We start from the raw sequence: 17,924 nt of genomic DNA, 5'->3' as shown, positions 1-17,924 counted from the left end.
GACTTGTGTGAAAAAGTTCTAAATAAATTAAAAAAAAACTTAAATTAATCGATATAGTCCGTTTTTTCTGTTCTCTGCGCCGAATAAACGTTAAAATTTATTTATCTAATAGGATACATGAAAATCAATCATTTATGAATCAACAACACAATTGTGACGTGCTAATTATTGGCAGTGGCGCAGCGGGTTTATCTCTTGCTCTTCATTTAGCAAAAAATGCAGATGTTGTCATTTTAAGTAAAGGCCGAGTCAACGATGGCTCTACTTTTTATGCACAAGGAGGAATTGCCGCTGTTTTTGATGAAAATGATAGTATTGAATCCCATGTTTCCGACACATTAATTGCTGGTGCAGGTCTTTGTAATGAAGACATTGTACAGTATACCGCTGAAAATGCTCGTAGTTGTTTAGAATGGTTAATCGAACAAGGGGTTAATTTTGATCAAGAAGATAACGATAATGATAACGGCAAAGTAAAATATCACCTAACCCGTGAAGGTGGTCATAGCCATCGCCGTATTCTTCATGCCGCAGACGCTACCGGGCAAGCGGTACAAACGACTCTCGTTGATCGCGTGAATAACCATAACAGAATAAGAGTTTTTGAACGATACAACGCCATTGACTTAGTTTGTCAAAATTCAGAGGACAAAAACAAACATTGTATTGGCGCATATGTTTGGAACCGCAATAGTGAAAAAGTTGAACGTATCTTTGCTAAAAAAACCATTTTAGCGACCGGCGGAGCAAGTAAAGTTTATCAATATACTTCAAACCCTGATGTTGCCAGCGGTGACGGTATCGCTATGGCTTGGCGTGCAGGTTGCCGTGTTGCTAATATGGAGTTTAATCAATTTCATCCAACGTGTTTATTTCATCCTGAAGCCGGTACATTTCTATTAACCGAAGCGCTTCGCGGTGAAGGTGCGATTTTAAGACGACCAGATGGTAGTCGTTTTATGCCTAGTTTTGATGAACGCGCAGAGCTCGCGCCTCGCGATATAGTTGCCCGTGCCATTGATTACGAAATGAAGCGCCTCGGTGCTGACTGCATGTATTTAGATATCAGCCATAAATCACCTGAATTTATCATGCAACATTTCCCAACTATCTATGAAAAAACCCTTTCTTTAGGCATTGATATGACTAAGCAGCCAATGCCGATTGTACCTGCAGCGCATTATACCTGTGGTGGCGTCATGATAAATAAGCAAGGCAAAACTGATGTTGAAAACTTATATGCTATCGGAGAGGTCTCTTATACTGGGTTGCACGGCGCAAATAGAATGGCCAGTAATTCATTATTGGAATGTTTAGTGTTTGCAAAAGCAGCGGCTGAAGATATCGAAAAACATTTACCTAACACAGAAAAATACATTGAATTGCCTGATTGGGATGAAAGCCGCGTAACTGACTCTGATGAAGAAGTCGTTATTCAACATAATTGGCATGAGCTGAGACTGTTTATGTGGGATTACGTTGGTATTGTTAGAACCACTAAACGATTAGAACGCGCATTACATCGGGTTGAATTACTACAACAAGAAATAGAAGACTACTATCAAAACTTCCGAGTGAGCAATAATTTATTAGAATTGAGAAATTTAGTACAAGTTGCTGAATTAATTATTCATTGTGCGATGCAGCGTAAAGAAAGCAGAGGTTTGCATTATACTTTAGATTATCCTGAACTAAGTGATGAAATTAATATGACAATTCTTTCTTCTGAAGATCTATAATTTACACACCTAAGGTTAGAAAGCACCCTTTTGTTTTAATGAGATGAAGGTGAAGTAGATTTTTTACGATGATTCGATAAAACAACTCGTGATAACCGACAATAATCTCGCGGGGAAAGACTATCTTTAAAAATAAAAAGTTTAATTGGATTAACAAGCTGTTTCGAACGACTATCAATTAAAATGAGCCAACAACCAAACCAACCGATACGACTATTCATGTGTAACGATAATTGACTATGGCGATCACAATCTATTAAACCATCATTGTGCAATACCAAATACTTAATTTGATGCTTTGGTAAGCGATGATAACCTTTCATGACAATAATCACGATAAATAAAATTAACGCAATATTCACCGTTGATTTAAGGGGAGATGCAATAATAGCCAGCATATAAAGCTGATGAATAATGTAGCAAACAAACAATAAAGTTATCGCCTCAATGCAGTACTGAATTGCCTGTTGATTAGACGATTTAACTAACCGGATATTATACTTTGACTCTCCCGAGTATAAATTGCACCATTGAGTTGAGTTCTGCATCCTTACATTCCTCATGTCCCATAAACCAAGCGAAAAGTTCAGGATCTTGGCAAACTAATAAACGCTCAAAGATTGCTTTGTTTTCATCTGATAAATGTTCCCAAGCTTCATCGACAAACGGCATAAACAGCACATCAAGCTCTAACATGCCACGGCGGCACGCCCATTTTAATCTTGATTTGTCTTTTTCTACCGACCCTACAGTTAACATAGTACACCCTTGGTTCTCAATATTGCTGCTATTGTAACAAACTCAACGGCTTGAACGCCATCATTTGATAACAAGAAAAGTGTAAATTATAGTTTAGTCTAACGCTTGCATTTTTACACTCTCGCCCCTATTACTATGTCATGTTTTGATATTTTTTAAGCTGCTATGACAATCACAATAGACACAACAAAGCCCTCATTAGAGAATTTACCCAATAATTACTTGATTTCATTGGACGATTACTCTGCAATTTCATTAATGGGTGAAGAGCAAAGTAAATATTTACAAGGACAAGTCACTTGTGATGTAAATGAACTTGAGCAAAAAAGTTTGCTAAATGGTGCGCACTGTAATGCGAAAGGAAAAGTTTTTTCTTGTTTTCGTTTATTTAATCGTCAGCAACAACATCTTTTATTTCAACCTAAATCAACCCTTGAAGGATCATTGGCTGAATTGAAAAAATTTGGCGTTTTTGCCAAAGTTGAAATATTGCCCGCTGATCAACTAAGTTTTATCGCAGTAGTCGGCGAGCAAGCAACAGAAAAATTAAAAACGAAGTTTACTCAAATTCCTGATAACTTAACGCCGGTCATTCAACAAGATACAACCACATTAGTTTATATAGCTGGCAAAGTGACCCGTTACTTAATGATTGATGAAACAGAAAATATCAACACCTTAATGACCAGTTTTGAATTTCCTGTATTTTCAAGTCAGGTATGGACATTACTCGAGATCCTTGAAGGGATCCCATCGTTAACATTACAAAGCGACAATGAGTACGTGCCACAAATGTTAAATATGCAAGCGATACAAGGAATTAGCTTTACTAAAGGCTGTTATTTAGGACAGGAAACTGTCGCTCGTATGCAGTATTTAGGCAAGAATAAAAAAGCCCTATTTAGCCTTTCAGGTGAAAATACGGGAGAAATAAAAACCCAAGTTATCGAAAAACAGTTAGGCGAAAACTGGCGTAAATCCGGGGATATAACCAGTATTTACCAAGCCGATAATGGCCAATGTTATATTCAAGCAGTGTTAAATAACGACATAACGTCATCCACACAATTACGTATAAAAGATCATCCTGCGTCTTCGCTTTCCATCATTGATCTGCCTTATACGCTTAATGAAGAATAATTACCTTTAGGAGAACCCATGCAAATAACAGATAAGAAAGTTGTCGTTTTACATTATGCCGTTTCTGATAGCGAAGACACATTAATCGACAGTTCATACGATCATAGCCCGTTATCAATTATCCAAGGCACAGGTTATTTAATTCCTGGCCTAGAAAACGCTTTAGTTGATCATGTTGCAGGTGACAAATTTGAAGTAGAAGTCAGCGCCGAGCAAGCATATGGTCAGCGTTTTGATGATTATGTTCAAACGGTTCCTAAAGCAATGTTTGCAGAAATTGAAGATTTAGAGGTTGGTACTCAACTTCGAGCAACTACGGATGAAGGCGAGCAAACGGTTATTGTAGTTGACGTACAAGAAGATGAAATCACTGTCGATGGTAATCACCCGTTAGCTGGTATTGATTTAAAATTTGACGTGGAAATATTAGAAGTACGTGACGCTACTGAAGAAGAGTTAGCTCATGGCCATGTTCATGGCGAGGGCGGATGTGGTCATAGCCATTAAAAACTCTATGTTGCCAAAAAAGTGTTTCAGCTTTTTTGGCAACAAAACAGGGGTTATAAAGACATATATTGGGATTGCATCACTTTATAAGCTATCAATCTCTTGCTTTAATTGCTCTTGTGGATCTGTGACTAACTTTTCTAAAACGGCTACTCTTTCAGATAAATTCTTAATAATTTGATCTTTTTCTGCCAAACGTTTTGGATAACTTGCACAATTTGAAAATGCCCAGCCTCCAGATGTATTATCCTCAAGCCCTAACTCATAACGTTTATTGAGAAAACCAACGAGTAGTATTCCTGCAACAATAACACTGGTTGATACTATTAATTGAATAATTTCCATAATGTTCACCTTTAGCAAATGACTTTCTTAATCATGTAGTCTGTTATTGTGCAAATTTATTACAAAAATATAAAAAATAAATCGCGAATCATTCATTTAAACTTAAAATTTCACAGTATTTAATTGAAATTTAAAGAATATTCGTCTTTAATAACGTTAAATATTTTCATAAAATGGCCATGTGAAAAGCTCATATAATCAAATAATAGAACAAACAAACCTTTCGCTAAAACAAGTACGCTTGCTTATTATTATTGGCGCAGCTTTACTGGCTGCTTTTATGATCGCCGATCTTGAATTATTGCCTGAAAGCTTATCAAGCCTTTATATTCAATCGAGAGTATTGATGCAGCTACCTTTATGTGGCTTATTTTTGTTGTTCAGCTTTCATCCCTTATTTTTAAAACATTACCAAAAAATCCTCTTCTTCATTATGTTAAGCCTTGTCTATGTTAACTACTGGGTTATTTTATCTTGTTGGCAAATAGAGCAATTTGCGTTCCCATATGAAGGAACTGTGATGTATAGCTTATTTACTTTATTTGTCTTCAGATTAACATTTAAATATGGCATTGCTTTTTCGGCCATTGTCATTGTAGGTTTTGCCTTGTTAATCACTGCTTATCCAATTTATGGTGCGCAAAATAGTGTTAATTTTGGTTTTGTCCTGGTGGGATTAATCGTCGGCTTAATGGGGGTAAAACAAGTTGAAATTGCGTTAAAAAACTTTCAAAAGCGAATATTGTCCTCGAAAAATTAAGTCAAACAGATCCCTTAACTGAAATTTATAATCGACGTACTTATGAAGCTCGATTTTCTGAACAACTGTGTTTAAACAAAAGAACAGAGCAATCTATTTGCGTCTTTCTAATCGACCTTGACCATTTTAAGGACTATAACGATGGATATGGTCATGTGAAAGGCGACAAAATAATAAAACTTCAAGCTAAAAATTTAACCTTATTATTTAAACGAGAAGCAGATATCGTGGCAAGATATGGCGGCGAAGAGTTTATCGTCATCATCTCTAACGTTACCCAAAACATGTGTGTCGAATTTGCTCAAGCCATCATTGAACAATGGCAAAATGCAAAAGTTAAACACGGTAAAGGAAAGGCGGGGAAATACGTTACATGTTCTATTGGCTTTCATCTCGAACAAGTTTCAAAAACAAGTGATAAAACAACCATGGTGAAAAATGCTGATAAAGCACTATATTTAGCAAAAGAACAAGGTCGAAATTGTTTTATTCAATCTAATATAATAGCCGAAAGCTAAATATTGCTTAACTATTTAATCTTTTTTCAATGTCAATTACGCGATATTAAGTGCCTGAATTTTCTTTTTCACTTCTTGAAAGCGTATATGCTGGCAACAAGCAAATCCGGAAAGCTGTTTCACTTTAGTCCGCGAGAATAACGGCACCATCAAGCCGGTTAAAAATCGAGTTAAGGTTTCAACAGAGATGTCATTTTGACTTTTAGCTTTTAATAATTCAGTTACTTCTGCTAAATATTTTTTAAGTATTTCATCACTGGGCATGTTTACTACGGAAGAATATGTCAATTTTGCTACCTGACCACTACATACAGAACAATGACCACAATGGGAAGGCGAGCTTTGTTCATCAAAGTATAACGATAGATGATGAGTCAAGCATTGTTCTAATTCAAAAAAACGAACCAATGCGGCAATTCTTTTTATTTCACTTTGCTCTTTTTCGAGAAAGTAATCATGTAATTTTTTAGCTAACAATGGTGTCGATAAAGCGGTGTCGTTAACGCTAAAAACTTCAGTGATTTTTTTCGTTTCTAATACGATATGTCCTAATTCTTGCAGATATTCTAGCGCAGCAACCACTCGACTTCGTTCACATTGATAATGTTGAAATAATTGCTCAAAATCAGGTTCACCCCATACTTTTTTGAACTGAGTATACTGAAAAACCGCCTGAAGAAACGCCTTACGTTCTCCTTCAAAGGCATTTAATATTTCATCTTGAGTGGTAATAAATTTATATTTAAAATCAGCAAAATAAGCATACAGTGGCTTAATGACTTGATGAAGTTCAAGTTGCACTAACAGTGTTTTCATCGGTAATTGACGAATGTTACTGGCATTCGACAAACTTAACCCCTGTAATTCCCAGCGACCAGCTTGTTTTTCGTCTTTGATATTGCTCAGCACATGCTCAATACCACTTAATTCGGGGGTATCACCATAAACAAAGTTTTCAACCGTATTTAAACCATCTAAGTTTGCTAATGTAATACAATTTGATGGCAAACCATCTCGCCCTGCTCGTCCTATTTCCTGACTATAGTTTTCAATAGATTTTGGTAAATCATAATGAATAACAAAGCGAATATCTGATTTATCAATCCCCATTCCAAAAGCGATAGTAGCAACAATAATTTCCACGTGGCCTGACATAAATTTATCTTGGATTTCTGCACGCATTTCACTATCAAAACCGGCATGATATGCCTGTGCATTCAAACCATTTTTCACTAAAAAGTCAGCCACTTGCTCAGCCGTTTGCTGTAAAGTCACATACACAATACCGCATCCTATTTGTTGCTGGATGTCGGTTATTAATTGTTGATTTTTTTCATGTTCAAGCACAGGAATAACCGATAAGGTTAAATTTTTACGGTAAAAGCCTGTTTGCACTATGTGAACTGCCGATATGGCAAATTTATTCGCCATATCAAATTTTACTTTCTTCGTCGCTGTCGCTGTCAGTAATAACACTAACGGAATATTTAAGGCTTGCTGATAGGATGGTAACTTTAAATAATCAGGACGAAAATTATGACCCCATTCAGAAATACAATGTGCTTCATCAACCACTAGCATTGAAATTTTCACCTTGCTAATGAATTGTCGAAAGCGTTCATTTTTAAATCGCTCAACCGAGACCATTAATACTTTTAACTGACCATTTCTTGCTTGGGCCATCACTTGTTGGTTTTGCTCCGCGGTTAAACTTGAATCAATACTGGCTGCAGCTATTCCTTTGCTTGCAAGAAACGCTAACTGATCTTTCATTAACGCTAATAAAGGTGACACTAATAAGGTTAAATGTGGCAGTTGCGTTGCGGTAAATTGATAGCATAAAGATTTTCCAGAGCCGGTCGGAAAAATAGCTAACGATGAATGGCCTTGCAGTAATTGGACAATAGTTTGTTCTTGCCCTTGACGAAAATCATCAAAACCAACTATTTCTTTTAGCGAACTGGTAAGTTTATTTGTCATTACGAGTTTAAATAGTACTTTGCTTCAATACGTTGGCAGTAATCGACTAAATTTTTATATTTTCTAGCTTGCTGATTAAAGTTATTAAAATAATCGACACTGATAAATTGACATAATGATGAATAAGCCACGGCATCAAAAGAGCATGCTTGCTCACCAAAAAAATAATCTTTATCGCCCAATAAAGTTGATAAGGCAGAAAAGTGTTCCACTGCTTTAGTGAGTAATTCAGACTCGCTATGTCGGCCAAATCCTTGTCTTGCTAGAGTTTTAACCACACCTTTACGCAACATATTGGGTAAAAACCACTTTAATGGGAGTGGGAGTTCGTTAAAGAAGGCTTCTTTGATGACAGGCCAAGTTTCCTCTTTTGACCAGCGAGAATATACTAAGATCCAATACAAACTTTCATCTAACGCGTGAGTATATAATGACAGTTGAGCCTGTTGTTCATCGTTGAGGTGATCATCAAGTTTTATTTGATATTTTTCAGTTAAGTATTTAATAATAAAAGCAGAATCAGCAATTTTCTCACCTTTATAATCTATAAAAGGCAATTTATTTTTAGGGGATTGTTTTAAATTATTAAAATCGGCGACAAATTGATAATCGATGCCTGCAAGCTTTAAAAATAAATCAACTTTAACCACAAATGGGCTCGCATCAATCACGCCAAATGCACTGCCAAAACCATACAACTTTATCATTACTCATCCTTAAATTAATAAAATTCACACCAGAAAGAAATTAAGCATACATAAAAAAAACACCACTGTAAATTATTACAGTAGTGTGAATAGTGTTTCAGGACAGAAAAAATGTAAACGTTGTAAAACGCTTTATTTTTCAGCCGCTACTACTGAAATCTCAACTAATAACACATCACGTGCCATTGCCGCTTCAACACAAGCTCTCGCCGGTGCATAACCTTGAGGTACCCAAGCATCCCAAACTGCATTCATCGCTGCAAAGTCAGCCATTGTTTTTAAATAAATAGTGGCGGATAACATATGTTCTTTTGAGCTACCGGCCTGCTCAAGCAAAGTTTCAACTTTATCTAACATGGTTTGCGTTTGCTCAGTAATCCCCTTTGACGCATCTGCACACACTTGTCCACATAAATATATCGTGCCGTTGTGTTTAACAATACGGCTCATGCGTTGTTTGGTTTCTAATCTTTCTATCATTTTTACCCCTATCGCCTTCCTACTAGGGCGTATTGAACTTTGCTGTATGAATTTCGTTCAAATTAAACGGCTTCTGATCGCGACACTTGGATTATTGCATAGTCATTCTATGGTTAATTCAAGTAACAAAGAGCAGGAGGCGTTTAGTTGAACCCTTCGGCAGCATCTGTTTGGCCGTTCTACTGTGTTAACGCTTGACTTGAGTAGAATAACTACACGGCGCAAGCGCTGCCTTGTATAAATACCAAGCAAATTGCTGCAAAAACAAACTTGAACGATCAACACGCCCTAGAACTTTTAACTTCATGGTTTGGTTATTTATATTGCTTTAAAAAAGAAAACCTCAAGGCCTTTCAACTTTGAGGATTTCTTTAGACATATGTTAAGTGATGTTTTAACGCAGAGGTAATTGACTAATTCAAGGAAATCGCACGGAGCAGACGTTAGTCAGTGAGTACGTTTGACGATGAAGTTGTTAATTACAGCAAGTTTAAACAACGCTTAATTAATTATTCCCATTCAATAGTCGCAGGCGGCTTACCTGAGATATCGTAAACAACGCGCGAAATACCATCAATTTCATTAATAATACGGTTCGACACTAACCCTAAGAAATCATACGGTAAATGAGACCAACGAGCGGTCATAAAATCAATCGTTTCAACACAACGTAAACTTACAACCCAGTCATATTTACGTGCATCCCCCATCACGCCAACCGAACGCACAGGTAAGAATACAGTAAACGCTTGACTGACTTTTTTGTATAAATCATGTTTGTGTAATTCTTCAATGAAAATATGATCAGCACGACGCAGTAAATCAGCATATTCTTTTTTCACTTCACCTAAAATTCGAACACCTAAACCAGGACCTGGGAATGGATGACGATACAGCATATCGTAAGGTAAACCTAACTCTAAACCAATTTTACGGACTTCATCTTTAAATAGTTCACGTAATGGTTCAACTAGGCCAAGTTCCATATCTTCAGGTAAACCACCGACATTATGGTGCGACTTGATCACATGCGCTTTGCCCGTTGCAGAAGCCGCTGATTCAATAACATCTGGGTAAATAGTGCCTTGTGCTAACCATTTTGCATTGGTTAACTTACTTGCTTCTTCATCAAAGATTTCAACAAATACATTACCGATAATTTTACGTTTTTTCTCAGGATCCGCCTCACCGGCTAACCTATCTAAAAAACGACTTTCAGCATCGACATGGATAATATTGAGACCAAAATGATCACCGAACATATCCATCACTTGCTTACCTTCATTTAACCGAAGCAAACCATTATCAACAAAAACACAGGTTAACTTATCGCCAATAGCGCGATGCAAAAGCATGGCAACCACTGACGAATCAACGCCTCCAGATAAACCTAATACCACTTCGTCATCACCGACTTGTGCTTTCATCTTAGCGATAGCGTCTTCAATGATAGACGCCGACGTCCATAGCTTTTCACATTGACAAATATCAACGACAAAATGCTCAAGCATACGCATACCTTGTTTAGTATGAGTCACTTCCGGATGAAATTGCACACCGTAGAATTTTTTCTCTTCATGCGCCATTGCAGCAAATTTACAACTTGGTGTTTGCGCGATAGTAGTAAAACCTTCAGGAATAGCTGACACTTTATCGCCATGGCTCATCCACACGTCTAATAACGCATTGCCATTTTCACTCACGTTATCTTCAATATTTTTTAATAATTCAGATTTTGCAATAACTTCTACTGACGCATAACCAAATTCTTTATGTTCAGAACCTTCAACACCGCCGCCTAATTGTTCTGCCATCGTTTGCATGCCATAACACACACCCAAAAGAGGCACGCCTGCATTAAATACATACTCAGGAGCACGTGGAGAATTCAGCTCTGTCACTGACTCAGGGCCGCCAGCTAAAATAATCCCCGTAGGATTGAATTCTTTAATTTGCGCTTCAGTAACATCCCAAGCCCAAAGCTCACAGTAAACACCAATTTCACGAACACGACGTGCAATCAGCTGCGTGTATTGTGAACCGAAATCCAAAATTAAAATACGTGAATCATGAATATCTTTATTTGTCGTCATGAATAATTCCTGTTTCTTTTAAAGTGAAGCGCTGAAAATTGAATAACAGCACTTTTTATAAATGTTAATTTTAAAACTTGCTAAAAATAACAACAGGCTGAAATTCTCTTACATCATAGTAATGAAAGTCAGCCTGCTTAAATTTTTTACTACTGCAACAATATGCTGTGAGTATTTTTTATCGAGTTTAAAGCGGAGACTCGGAGCCTACTTTAGTAGGTGAGAATCGACAACGCCAAAATCGTTAAAAAAGGCCTCAGCCTTTTTATCCCATACGATAATTAGGGGCTTCTTTTGTTATGGTCACATCATGCACATGTGATTCACCCATACCCGCTGACGATATTTTCATAAATTCAGGTTTAGCACGCATTTCTTCGATGGTCGCAGATCCTGTTAACCCCATAGATGAACGTAACCCGCCCATTTGCTGATGAATGATTGCCGCAACAGGACCTTTATATGCAACACGTCCTTCAATACCTTCAGGTACCAATTTATCGGCTTCGCCATCAGTTTTCTGGAAATACCTGTCGCTTGAGCCATCTTTTTGTGCCATGGCACCTAATGAGCCCATACCACGATATGATTTATAGTAGCGTCCTTGATATAACTCTACTTCACCTGGCGATTCTTCCGTACCCGCTAACATTGAACCCACCATAACACAATGAGCACCTGCCACTAACGCTTTTGCAATATCACCTGAAAAACGTATGCCACCGTCTGCAATAACAGGAATATCTGTACCTTTTAATCCTTCAACTGCATTTGAAATTGCCGTTAATTGCGGCACACCAACACCGGTAACAATGCGCGTTGTACAAATAGAGCCTGGACCAATACCAACTTTTACTGCATCAACACCAACATCAGCTAATGCTTTCGCACCTGCTGCTGTGGCAACATTACCTGCAATAATTTGTAAATCAGGATATTTTTGTCGCGTTTCGCTAACGCGATCAAGTACACCTTGAGAATGGCCATGTGACGTATCAATTAAAAGTACATCAACGCCTGCGTCAACTAGAGCATCAATTCGTTCATCAGTTCCTGCTCCAACTCCAACAGCAGCGCCAACACGTAAACGACCTAACTCATCCTTACACGCATTAGGTTTACTTTCCGCTTTTTGATAATCTTTTACGGTAATTAAACCTTTTAATTTAAACGCGCTATCGATCATTAGTATTTTTTCAATACGATGTTCATGCATTAACGACAAAATTTCTTCTCGTTCAGCGCCTTCTTCAACCGTCACTAATTTTTCTTTAACCGTCATTAACTCAGAAACAGGTTTAGTTAAATCAGTTTCAAAACGTAAATCACGTCCAGTGATAATACCCACTAAATTATTGGTATCATCAACAACAGGAAAACCAGAAAAGCCCAAATCATCAGCTAGTTTCATGGTATCTAAAATCGTAGCGTTCGGAGTAACAGTAACAGGATCGCTAACGATGCCACTTTCATACTTTTTCACTAATGAAACATTTTTAGCTTGTTCTGCAATCGTCATATTTTTATGAATAAAGCCAATGCCGCCCTCTTGCGCTAATGTAATAGCCAAACGGGCTTCTGTTACTGTGTCCATCGACGCAGAAATCATGGGTACATTTAAATCAATTTTACGTGTCAATTTAGTTTTTAAATTGGCCGTGTGTGGGAGCACTTTTGAATGGGCAGGAACAAGTAATACGTCATCAAAAGTTAAGGCTTCTTGGGCAATTCTTAGCATCGCAACATCTCTCTAAAAAGGTGTGGTTAGGGAGTGAATATTGCGGCAGAATTTTAACCGTTTTATCAGCTTAGGACAACTTAAATTTTAAAATTTTAGTGAAATAAATTGCCATAGATAGTTTAAACAAATATATAATAGAAGTTAGATCCTGATTAACATTTGATAAAGTAACTATTTTTATGGCTACAAAGCATATTTTACAAGTAAGTGAACTAACCAAAAAAGTAAAGTTCATGCTTGAAAGCGAACTAAATACTGTCTGGTTATGTGGTGAAATATCTAATTTCATCGCCGCAAGCTCTGGGCATTGGTATTTATCACTAAAAGATGCCAAGTCACAGGTAAAGTGTGCGATGTTTAAAGGAAAAAACCAACGGACACGGATCACTCCAAAAAATGGTCAGCAAGTACTTGTTCGTGCAAAAGTTTCTTTATATGAGCCTAGAGGTGACTTTCAAATAATTATTGAATTGATGGAAGAAGCCGGTGAAGGATTACTCAAGCAACAATATGAACAACTTAAACAAAAGTTAAATGCGTTAGGCTTATTTGCTCAACAATTTAAACAACAAATCCCTAAACATATTACTCGAGTTGGCTTGGTCACTTCGCCAACTGGCGCTGCGGTCAAAGATATTATTTCAATCCTTAAACGTCGAAACTCTAGCATTCAAATCGTCATTTATCCGGCATTAGTACAAGGCGAGCAGGCAAAGTTTGATATTGTTAGGGCGATCGATCAGGCTAACGCGAGAGAAGAATGCGATGTCCTAATTGTGGGCAGAGGCGGCGGTTCGTTAGAAGATCTTTGGCCTTTTAATGAAGAAGATGTCGTAGAAGCCATTTTTCATAGCAAAATTCCAACTATCAGCGCTGTTGGTCATGAAATAGACACAACATTATCTGATTACGTCGCAGATTTAAGAGCACCAACACCTTCTGCTGCTGCAGAATTAGTTTCACAAGATTTGAGCGAGACTTTGACGCAACTGACGGTATTAAGTCAACGCGTACAGCAAAATATTCACCAAACCCTGTCGAACAAACAACAAGTTTTGCAATCGTTACAACATCGACTATCTCAAGTACATCCAGAGCAAAAATTACAAGTTTACCAACAAAAGGCGGATGAACTTGCCATACGACTTGAGCAAGCATTAAAGCGTGAATTTCAACGTTTTAAAGTGATACCCATGCATTTAACTAAACGTTTAACTTTACTTTCTCCGCTGCAAGGTATTTTGCATAAACATGAAATAGTACAGCAGCAAAGGCAACAATTAATTCATGCGATGCAACAAATTTTAGCGCGAAAAAGTGAAAACTTTGTCCATCTAATTGAACAGCTAAACATTGTCAGCCCACTTGCAACCATTGCACGAGGTTATAGTGTTAGTAGGAGTAAAAGCGGTATTATTAGAAGCGTACATCAAATTGAACTTGATGAAAAAATTAACATTCAAGTGAAAGACGGTATTATTGAAGCAAATGTGGTGAGTATAAACGATCAGAAATAAACTAAAGTTCCATTGTGACCACATGGTAAAGTAACTTAACCACTGAGTTTTTATGTGCTTCGTTAAATTTTATTCCTAAAGACATCCCATTGGTGATTTGTTTTTGGCTACACATTTCTCCTGAAAATTTTAATGTCCCTAATTCAGGAAATGTTTCAATCACAAAATCAATACTCTTATCGGTTGCTAATGATATTTCTTCACCATTATCTACTCTTAATTGACAACCATTTTTAGAAAGATCGGTGATCATTCCTTCCCAAAAATTTTTTTCAATCCGAACTTTAGCGCGAATATCCGTGTCAACACGAATCGACTTTCTTAAACTTTGCACACTCATGGACGTTGGAAACTCTAGAACCATCAGTTTTGACGGCAATTGAATTGTTTGCTTAATGCTACTAACAAAAGCCGCAACTGAGCCTTCATTGCCTTCAATAAGACCACGTACAGTCACTCCTGTACCTTGAGTTATAAATTGGCCGAAATTGCCCATTTTGCTTGAATCAGGAATTTGTATCAAAACATACTGTTTTGCCAAAAAACCTACGAAGGTACTACGAAACTTTCCTTTTTGGCCTGCGGGTGTGCTGATATCAATACTGACAATAGAACCTGCTTGCATTAAGCCAAGGTTATTATTAATTCTTGATAAGGTTTCTATTTTGACTGGCGCTAAAGACATAGTTAATAGGTATGTAAACTATTCATTATAAAAGTAATATTAAATACACTAGTCAAAAATATAACGAAAAGCAATTTAACTACTCACAATAAATGACTATTTATTAGTTGAGCGAAATAAAAACGCTCAATCATTTGATTGAGCGTGAATTCGATGTGTGTTAATTTTCCGACTTTTTGTAACCTTGCGTTTTTCTCGCCAATTTCTTTTGTTCGGTAAAGGTTAACTTTTTCTTACCCGCAAATGGGTTTGACGTTTCTTTAAACTCAATTCTTATCGGTGTGCCCATTATTTTTAATGACTTACGGTAATAATTCATTAAATAACGTTTATATGAGTTAGGTAATTGTTTTGCTTGGTTTCCATGTATCACAATTAACGGTGGATTATATCCACCCGCATGAGCATATTTTAATTTGATACGGCGACCATTATGCATAGGTGGCTGATGATCAAAAATAGCCATATCTAATATTTTGGTCACCATTGATGTTGAAATTCGTTTAGTTGCAGAAACAAAGGCTTCTTCAACTGACTCGTATAAATGTCCTACTCCAGTACCATGTAACGCAGAGATAAAGTGTATACGAGCAAAATCAATAAATCCTAAACGTCGATCAAGTTCTGTTTTGATACGATCTTTCACATGATCATCTAAGCCATCCCATTTGTTTACCGCAACGACTAACGAACGACCTGCTTCAAGAATAAAACCTAATAAACTAAGATCTTGATCTGAAATACCTTCTTGAGCGTCGATAATCAATAAACATACATTGGCATCTTCAATCGCCCGCAGGGTTTTGATGACGGAATATTTTTCGACTACATCGGTAACATTTTTACGGCGACGAATACCCGCAGTATCAATTAAAGTATATTCTCGACCATGTCTTTCCATCGGAATATAAACACTGTCTCGGGTTGTACCTGGCATATCATAAACCACTACGCGCTCTTCACCGAGAATACGGTTAGTCAAAGTCGACTTACCAACGTTAGGTCGACCGATAATAGCCAATTTTATTTTATCTGATTCTTTGGGGGCTTGTTCGTTGATCTCTTCTTCTGAAAGCTCTTGTGGCTCTGCTTCGAGATCAGCTTTTTCAACGCCTAAAGCTTCAATATGTGGCGTTAAGGCAAGCGTTAATAATTGAGTAACTCCACGCCCATGTGCTGCAGCAATTTGATGAACCGTTTCCCCTAACGACAAGGCGTAAAATTCAGCAACAGCAGAATCAGCATCTATTCCATCAACTTTATTAGCAGCTAGAAATACTTTTTTATTTTGTTTACGTAAATAATCAGCAATGCCAATGTCTGCAGAAGTTAATCCTGCACGCGCATCAACCATAAACAACACAGCATCAGCTTCAGCGATTGCCATTAATGACTGTTCGGCCATTAAGGCGTCGATACCCTGCTCGTCACCATGAATACCGCCGGTATCAATTACAATGAAGGGGTGCTCTTCAACTTGCGCTTGTCCATATTGACGATCACGCGTTAAGCCTGGGTAGTCAGCAACAAGCGCATCTCTACTACGCGTCAAACGATTAAACAATGTTGATTTACCAACATTTGGACGCCCTACAAGGGCTACGACAGGAAGCATGATTACCTCTAAAAATTTACTTTGCATAAAAATATTATTTTTTATGCCATTTAAATAACAAACAACGGCTCCTACGCAATGCGAGGAGCCGTTTTAATTCTAGCTGATAAAAAACCTTACGGTGTTTTTATCGCTTGTAAATCACCATCACGTGATTGTACATATAAGATTTCATCGGCAACCGTTGGCGTGGTATATATGCCACTACCATCAACATGGTGACGCGAAACAAGTTCACCCGTTTCCTGATCTAACCAATGTAGGTAACCTTCAAAATCACCAACGACAACATAATTTTTCAATGCCGCAGGACCTGTTACATTTCGATTAGTAAACGATTGTTGACTCCAACGCTCTAAGCCATTGATGCGATCTATGGCATAAATATGGCCTTTGATATCCGTTAAGAAAATCGTATTACCACTTATCGATAATTGTCGATAAGAAGAATATTGACGTTTCCATAACATGCGGCCAGTACGTAATTCTATCGCCACTAAATGACCTCGTGCCGAAACAGCATAGACAGTATCGCCATAAATGAGCGGTTTTGAGTCAATATCGATAACTCGTTCTAATTCAGTTGACCCAGTTGCTTCACCAACTTCAGATGTCCAACCTTGTTGACCATCAGCCAAGATATAGATCGTTAAGCTACCGTCTGCTGCCCCTACAACAACACCACCAGCGGCAATGGCTGGAGAGCTCACTCCGCGAAGAGTCAAAGGTGGGACATCTTGTTCAATCTGCCATTGAACTTCACCATTAGTAGCATTAAATGCTTTTAAAACACCTGAAACAGTATTAACAACTAACGTACCAGCATCAAATGCTGGTGCAGAAATGACTTCACCTTTCACTTTAGCTTGCCAAGAAATTTCACCGGTTTCTGCATCTAAAGCAAACACTTTACCGTTTTCACTACCAATAAAGACTTTATTGATACCTGTAATAGGGCCGCCACTTATTAATGCTGGTTTTAAGCTGGTAAAAAAACCACTGTCTTCGCTATTTTCTCGTAAGTCTGTTTGCCAAACTTGTTTACCTGTTACCACGTCATGTGCATAAACAAAACCTTCTCGACTTGCCGTGAAGACTTTACCATAAGCGACTTTTGCTTTTAGGCGTGAAAAATAATCACCAACGCCTTCACCAGTATCATCCCAAATCACTTGCGGGGTAAATAAAGGCGTAATTTCGGTTAATTCAACCGGCTCTGTTTCATCTATTTCATCTTCTGTCGATGAACAAGCCATCAATCCTAAAGTTAATAAACAAGCGAGAAACAGCTTTTTATTAAGAATAATATTTTTAAAATTAAGCACTTAATGCTCCAAC

At 37.5% G+C, this 17,924-nt stretch carries 17 protein-coding genes; 6 read left to right on the top strand and 11 right to left on the bottom strand.

From position 1 onward, the window contains the following. The first annotated feature begins 134 nt into the window (after window positions 1-134). A complete protein-coding gene (gene nadB, locus RM573_RS07920) occupies window positions 135-1,739 on the top strand; it encodes an L-aspartate oxidase (RefSeq protein ID WP_311579816.1) in 1,605 nt (534 codons plus the stop codon). Window positions 1,740-1,774: 35 nt separating this feature from the next. Here nadB and RM573_RS07915 read toward each other — a convergent pair whose 3' ends face one another. Beyond that, window positions 1,775-2,287 (bottom strand): protein YgfX, encoded by a 513-nt coding sequence (locus tag RM573_RS07915; RefSeq protein ID WP_311579813.1) that lies wholly within the window; start codon window positions 2,285-2,287, stop codon window positions 1,775-1,777. Then, window positions 2,235-2,498 carry an FAD assembly factor SdhE gene (locus tag RM573_RS07910; protein WP_303453082.1) on the bottom strand — a complete coding sequence of 88 codons (264 nt, stop codon included), beginning with the start codon at window positions 2,496-2,498 and terminating at the stop codon, window positions 2,235-2,237. Before RM573_RS07910 ends, RM573_RS07915 begins: the two co-directional genes overlap by 53 nt. A 165-nt stretch (window positions 2,499-2,663) precedes the next feature. On the opposite strand from RM573_RS07910, the gene ygfZ reads away from it, so the two are divergent. Both ygfZ and RM573_RS07900 read left to right on the top strand, forming a co-directional pair. Continuing rightward, window positions 2,664-3,638 carry a tRNA-modifying protein YgfZ gene (gene ygfZ, locus RM573_RS07905; RefSeq protein ID WP_311579808.1) on the top strand — a complete coding sequence of 325 codons (975 nt, stop codon included), beginning with the start codon at window positions 2,664-2,666 and terminating at the stop codon, window positions 3,636-3,638. Window positions 3,639-3,656: 18 nt separating this feature from the next. Further along, a complete protein-coding gene (locus RM573_RS07900) occupies window positions 3,657-4,145 on the top strand; it encodes an FKBP-type peptidyl-prolyl cis-trans isomerase (protein WP_311579804.1) in 489 nt (162 codons plus the stop codon). Between the two features lie 84 nt (window positions 4,146-4,229). On the opposite strand, the gene RM573_RS07895 is transcribed toward RM573_RS07900, so the two are convergent. Then, complete coding sequence (locus tag RM573_RS07895; protein ID WP_311579801.1) at window positions 4,230-4,490, bottom strand: hypothetical protein; 261 nt, start codon at window positions 4,488-4,490, stop codon at window positions 4,230-4,232. Between the two features lie 181 nt (window positions 4,491-4,671). Between RM573_RS07895 and RM573_RS07890 the strand changes: the two genes are divergently transcribed. After that, window positions 4,672-5,250, top strand: a complete 579-nt coding sequence (locus RM573_RS07890; protein WP_311579798.1) for a hypothetical protein — start codon at window positions 4,672-4,674, stop codon at window positions 5,248-5,250. Continuing rightward, window positions 5,232-5,768: a GGDEF domain-containing protein gene (locus RM573_RS07885; RefSeq protein ID WP_311580352.1), complete on the top strand. Its 537-nt coding sequence runs from the start codon at window positions 5,232-5,234 to the stop codon at window positions 5,766-5,768. Before RM573_RS07890 ends, RM573_RS07885 begins: the two co-directional genes overlap by 19 nt. A gap of 36 nt (window positions 5,769-5,804) precedes the next feature. Here the strand turns inward: RM573_RS07885 and RM573_RS07880 are convergent, their stop codons facing one another. From RM573_RS07880 to guaB, 5 genes are all read right to left on the bottom strand, one after another. Next, on the bottom strand, window positions 5,805-7,748 hold the full coding sequence (locus RM573_RS07880) for a RecQ family ATP-dependent DNA helicase (RefSeq protein ID WP_311579795.1): 1,944 nt from the start codon (window positions 7,746-7,748) through the stop codon (window positions 5,805-5,807). Beyond that, a complete protein-coding gene (locus tag RM573_RS07875) occupies window positions 7,748-8,455 on the bottom strand; it encodes a glutathione S-transferase family protein (RefSeq protein ID WP_311579792.1) in 708 nt (235 codons plus the stop codon). The genes RM573_RS07880 and RM573_RS07875 overlap by 1 nt, the downstream gene beginning before the upstream one ends. A gap of 132 nt (window positions 8,456-8,587) precedes the next feature. Next, entirely contained in the window at window positions 8,588-8,935 is a 348-nt protein-coding gene (locus RM573_RS07870; RefSeq protein ID WP_311579789.1) for a RidA family protein, read from the bottom strand. A 509-nt stretch (window positions 8,936-9,444) separates the two neighbouring features. Next, window positions 9,445-11,028 (bottom strand): glutamine-hydrolyzing GMP synthase, encoded by a 1,584-nt coding sequence (guaA, locus tag RM573_RS07865; protein ID WP_311579786.1) that lies wholly within the window; start codon window positions 11,026-11,028, stop codon window positions 9,445-9,447. A gap of 265 nt (window positions 11,029-11,293) precedes the next feature. Further along, on the bottom strand, window positions 11,294-12,766 hold the full coding sequence (guaB, locus tag RM573_RS07860; protein ID WP_311579783.1) for an IMP dehydrogenase: 1,473 nt from the start codon (window positions 12,764-12,766) through the stop codon (window positions 11,294-11,296). 182 nt (window positions 12,767-12,948) lie between these two features. Here guaB and xseA point away from each other — a divergent pair, with 182 nt between their 5' ends. After that, window positions 12,949-14,286, top strand: coding sequence for an exodeoxyribonuclease VII large subunit (gene xseA / locus RM573_RS07855; protein ID WP_311579780.1), 1,338 nt, complete (start codon window positions 12,949-12,951; stop codon window positions 14,284-14,286). 1 nt (window position 14,287) lies between these two features. Here xseA and RM573_RS07850 read toward each other — a convergent pair whose 3' ends face one another. From RM573_RS07850 to bamB, 3 genes are all read right to left on the bottom strand, one after another. Continuing rightward, on the bottom strand, window positions 14,288-14,971 hold the full coding sequence (locus RM573_RS07850) for a PilZ domain-containing protein (RefSeq protein ID WP_311579776.1): 684 nt from the start codon (window positions 14,969-14,971) through the stop codon (window positions 14,288-14,290). Window positions 14,972-15,131: 160 nt separating this feature from the next. Further along, on the bottom strand, window positions 15,132-16,586 hold the full coding sequence (gene der / locus RM573_RS07845; RefSeq protein WP_311579773.1) for a ribosome biogenesis GTPase Der: 1,455 nt from the start codon (window positions 16,584-16,586) through the stop codon (window positions 15,132-15,134). 116 nt (window positions 16,587-16,702) lie between these two features. Next, window positions 16,703-17,911, bottom strand: coding sequence for an outer membrane protein assembly factor BamB (gene bamB / locus RM573_RS07840; RefSeq protein WP_311579770.1), 1,209 nt, complete (start codon window positions 17,909-17,911; stop codon window positions 16,703-16,705). Window positions 17,912-17,924: the final 13 nt, after the last annotated feature.

The organism is Thalassotalea castellviae, from assembly GCF_031846185.1.
GTDB lineage: Bacteria > Pseudomonadota > Gammaproteobacteria > Enterobacterales > Alteromonadaceae > Thalassotalea_H > Thalassotalea_H castellviae.
The sequence above is the reverse complement of the archived record's forward strand: the minus strand, read 5'-3'. Positions and strand labels throughout refer to the sequence as shown.

Excerpts from the sequence above, each read along its gene's own strand:
- RM573_RS07880 (WP_311579795.1), bottom strand. The coding sequence starts at position 7,748 with ATGACAAATAAACTTACCAGTTCGCTAAAAGAAATAGTTGGTTTTGAT.
- der (WP_311579773.1), bottom strand. The coding sequence starts at position 16,586 with ATGCTTCCTGTCGTAGCCCTTGTAGGGCGTCCAAATGTTGGTAAATCA.
- RM573_RS07850 (WP_311579776.1), bottom strand. The coding sequence starts at position 14,971 with ATGTCTTTAGCGCCAGTCAAAATAGAAACCTTATCAAGAATTAATAAT.
- RM573_RS07910 (WP_303453082.1), bottom strand. The coding sequence starts at position 2,498 with ATGTTAACTGTAGGGTCGGTAGAAAAAGACAAATCAAGATTAAAATGG.
- RM573_RS07870 (WP_311579789.1), bottom strand. The coding sequence starts at position 8,935 with ATGATAGAAAGATTAGAAACCAAACAACGCATGAGCCGTATTGTTAAA.
- xseA (WP_311579780.1), top strand. The coding sequence starts at position 12,949 with ATGGCTACAAAGCATATTTTACAAGTAAGTGAACTAACCAAAAAAGTA.
- RM573_RS07895 (WP_311579801.1), bottom strand. The coding sequence starts at position 4,490 with ATGGAAATTATTCAATTAATAGTATCAACCAGTGTTATTGTTGCAGGA.
- guaB (WP_311579783.1), bottom strand. The coding sequence starts at position 12,766 with ATGCTAAGAATTGCCCAAGAAGCCTTAACTTTTGATGACGTATTACTT.
- RM573_RS07915 (WP_311579813.1), bottom strand. The coding sequence starts at position 2,287 with ATGCAGAACTCAACTCAATGGTGCAATTTATACTCGGGAGAGTCAAAG.
- guaA (WP_311579786.1), bottom strand. The coding sequence starts at position 11,028 with ATGACGACAAATAAAGATATTCATGATTCACGTATTTTAATTTTGGAT.
- ygfZ (WP_311579808.1), top strand. The coding sequence starts at position 2,664 with ATGACAATCACAATAGACACAACAAAGCCCTCATTAGAGAATTTACCC.
- nadB (WP_311579816.1), top strand. The coding sequence starts at position 135 with ATGAATCAACAACACAATTGTGACGTGCTAATTATTGGCAGTGGCGCA.
- RM573_RS07900 (WP_311579804.1), top strand. The coding sequence starts at position 3,657 with ATGCAAATAACAGATAAGAAAGTTGTCGTTTTACATTATGCCGTTTCT.
- RM573_RS07875 (WP_311579792.1), bottom strand. The coding sequence starts at position 8,455 with ATGATAAAGTTGTATGGTTTTGGCAGTGCATTTGGCGTGATTGATGCG.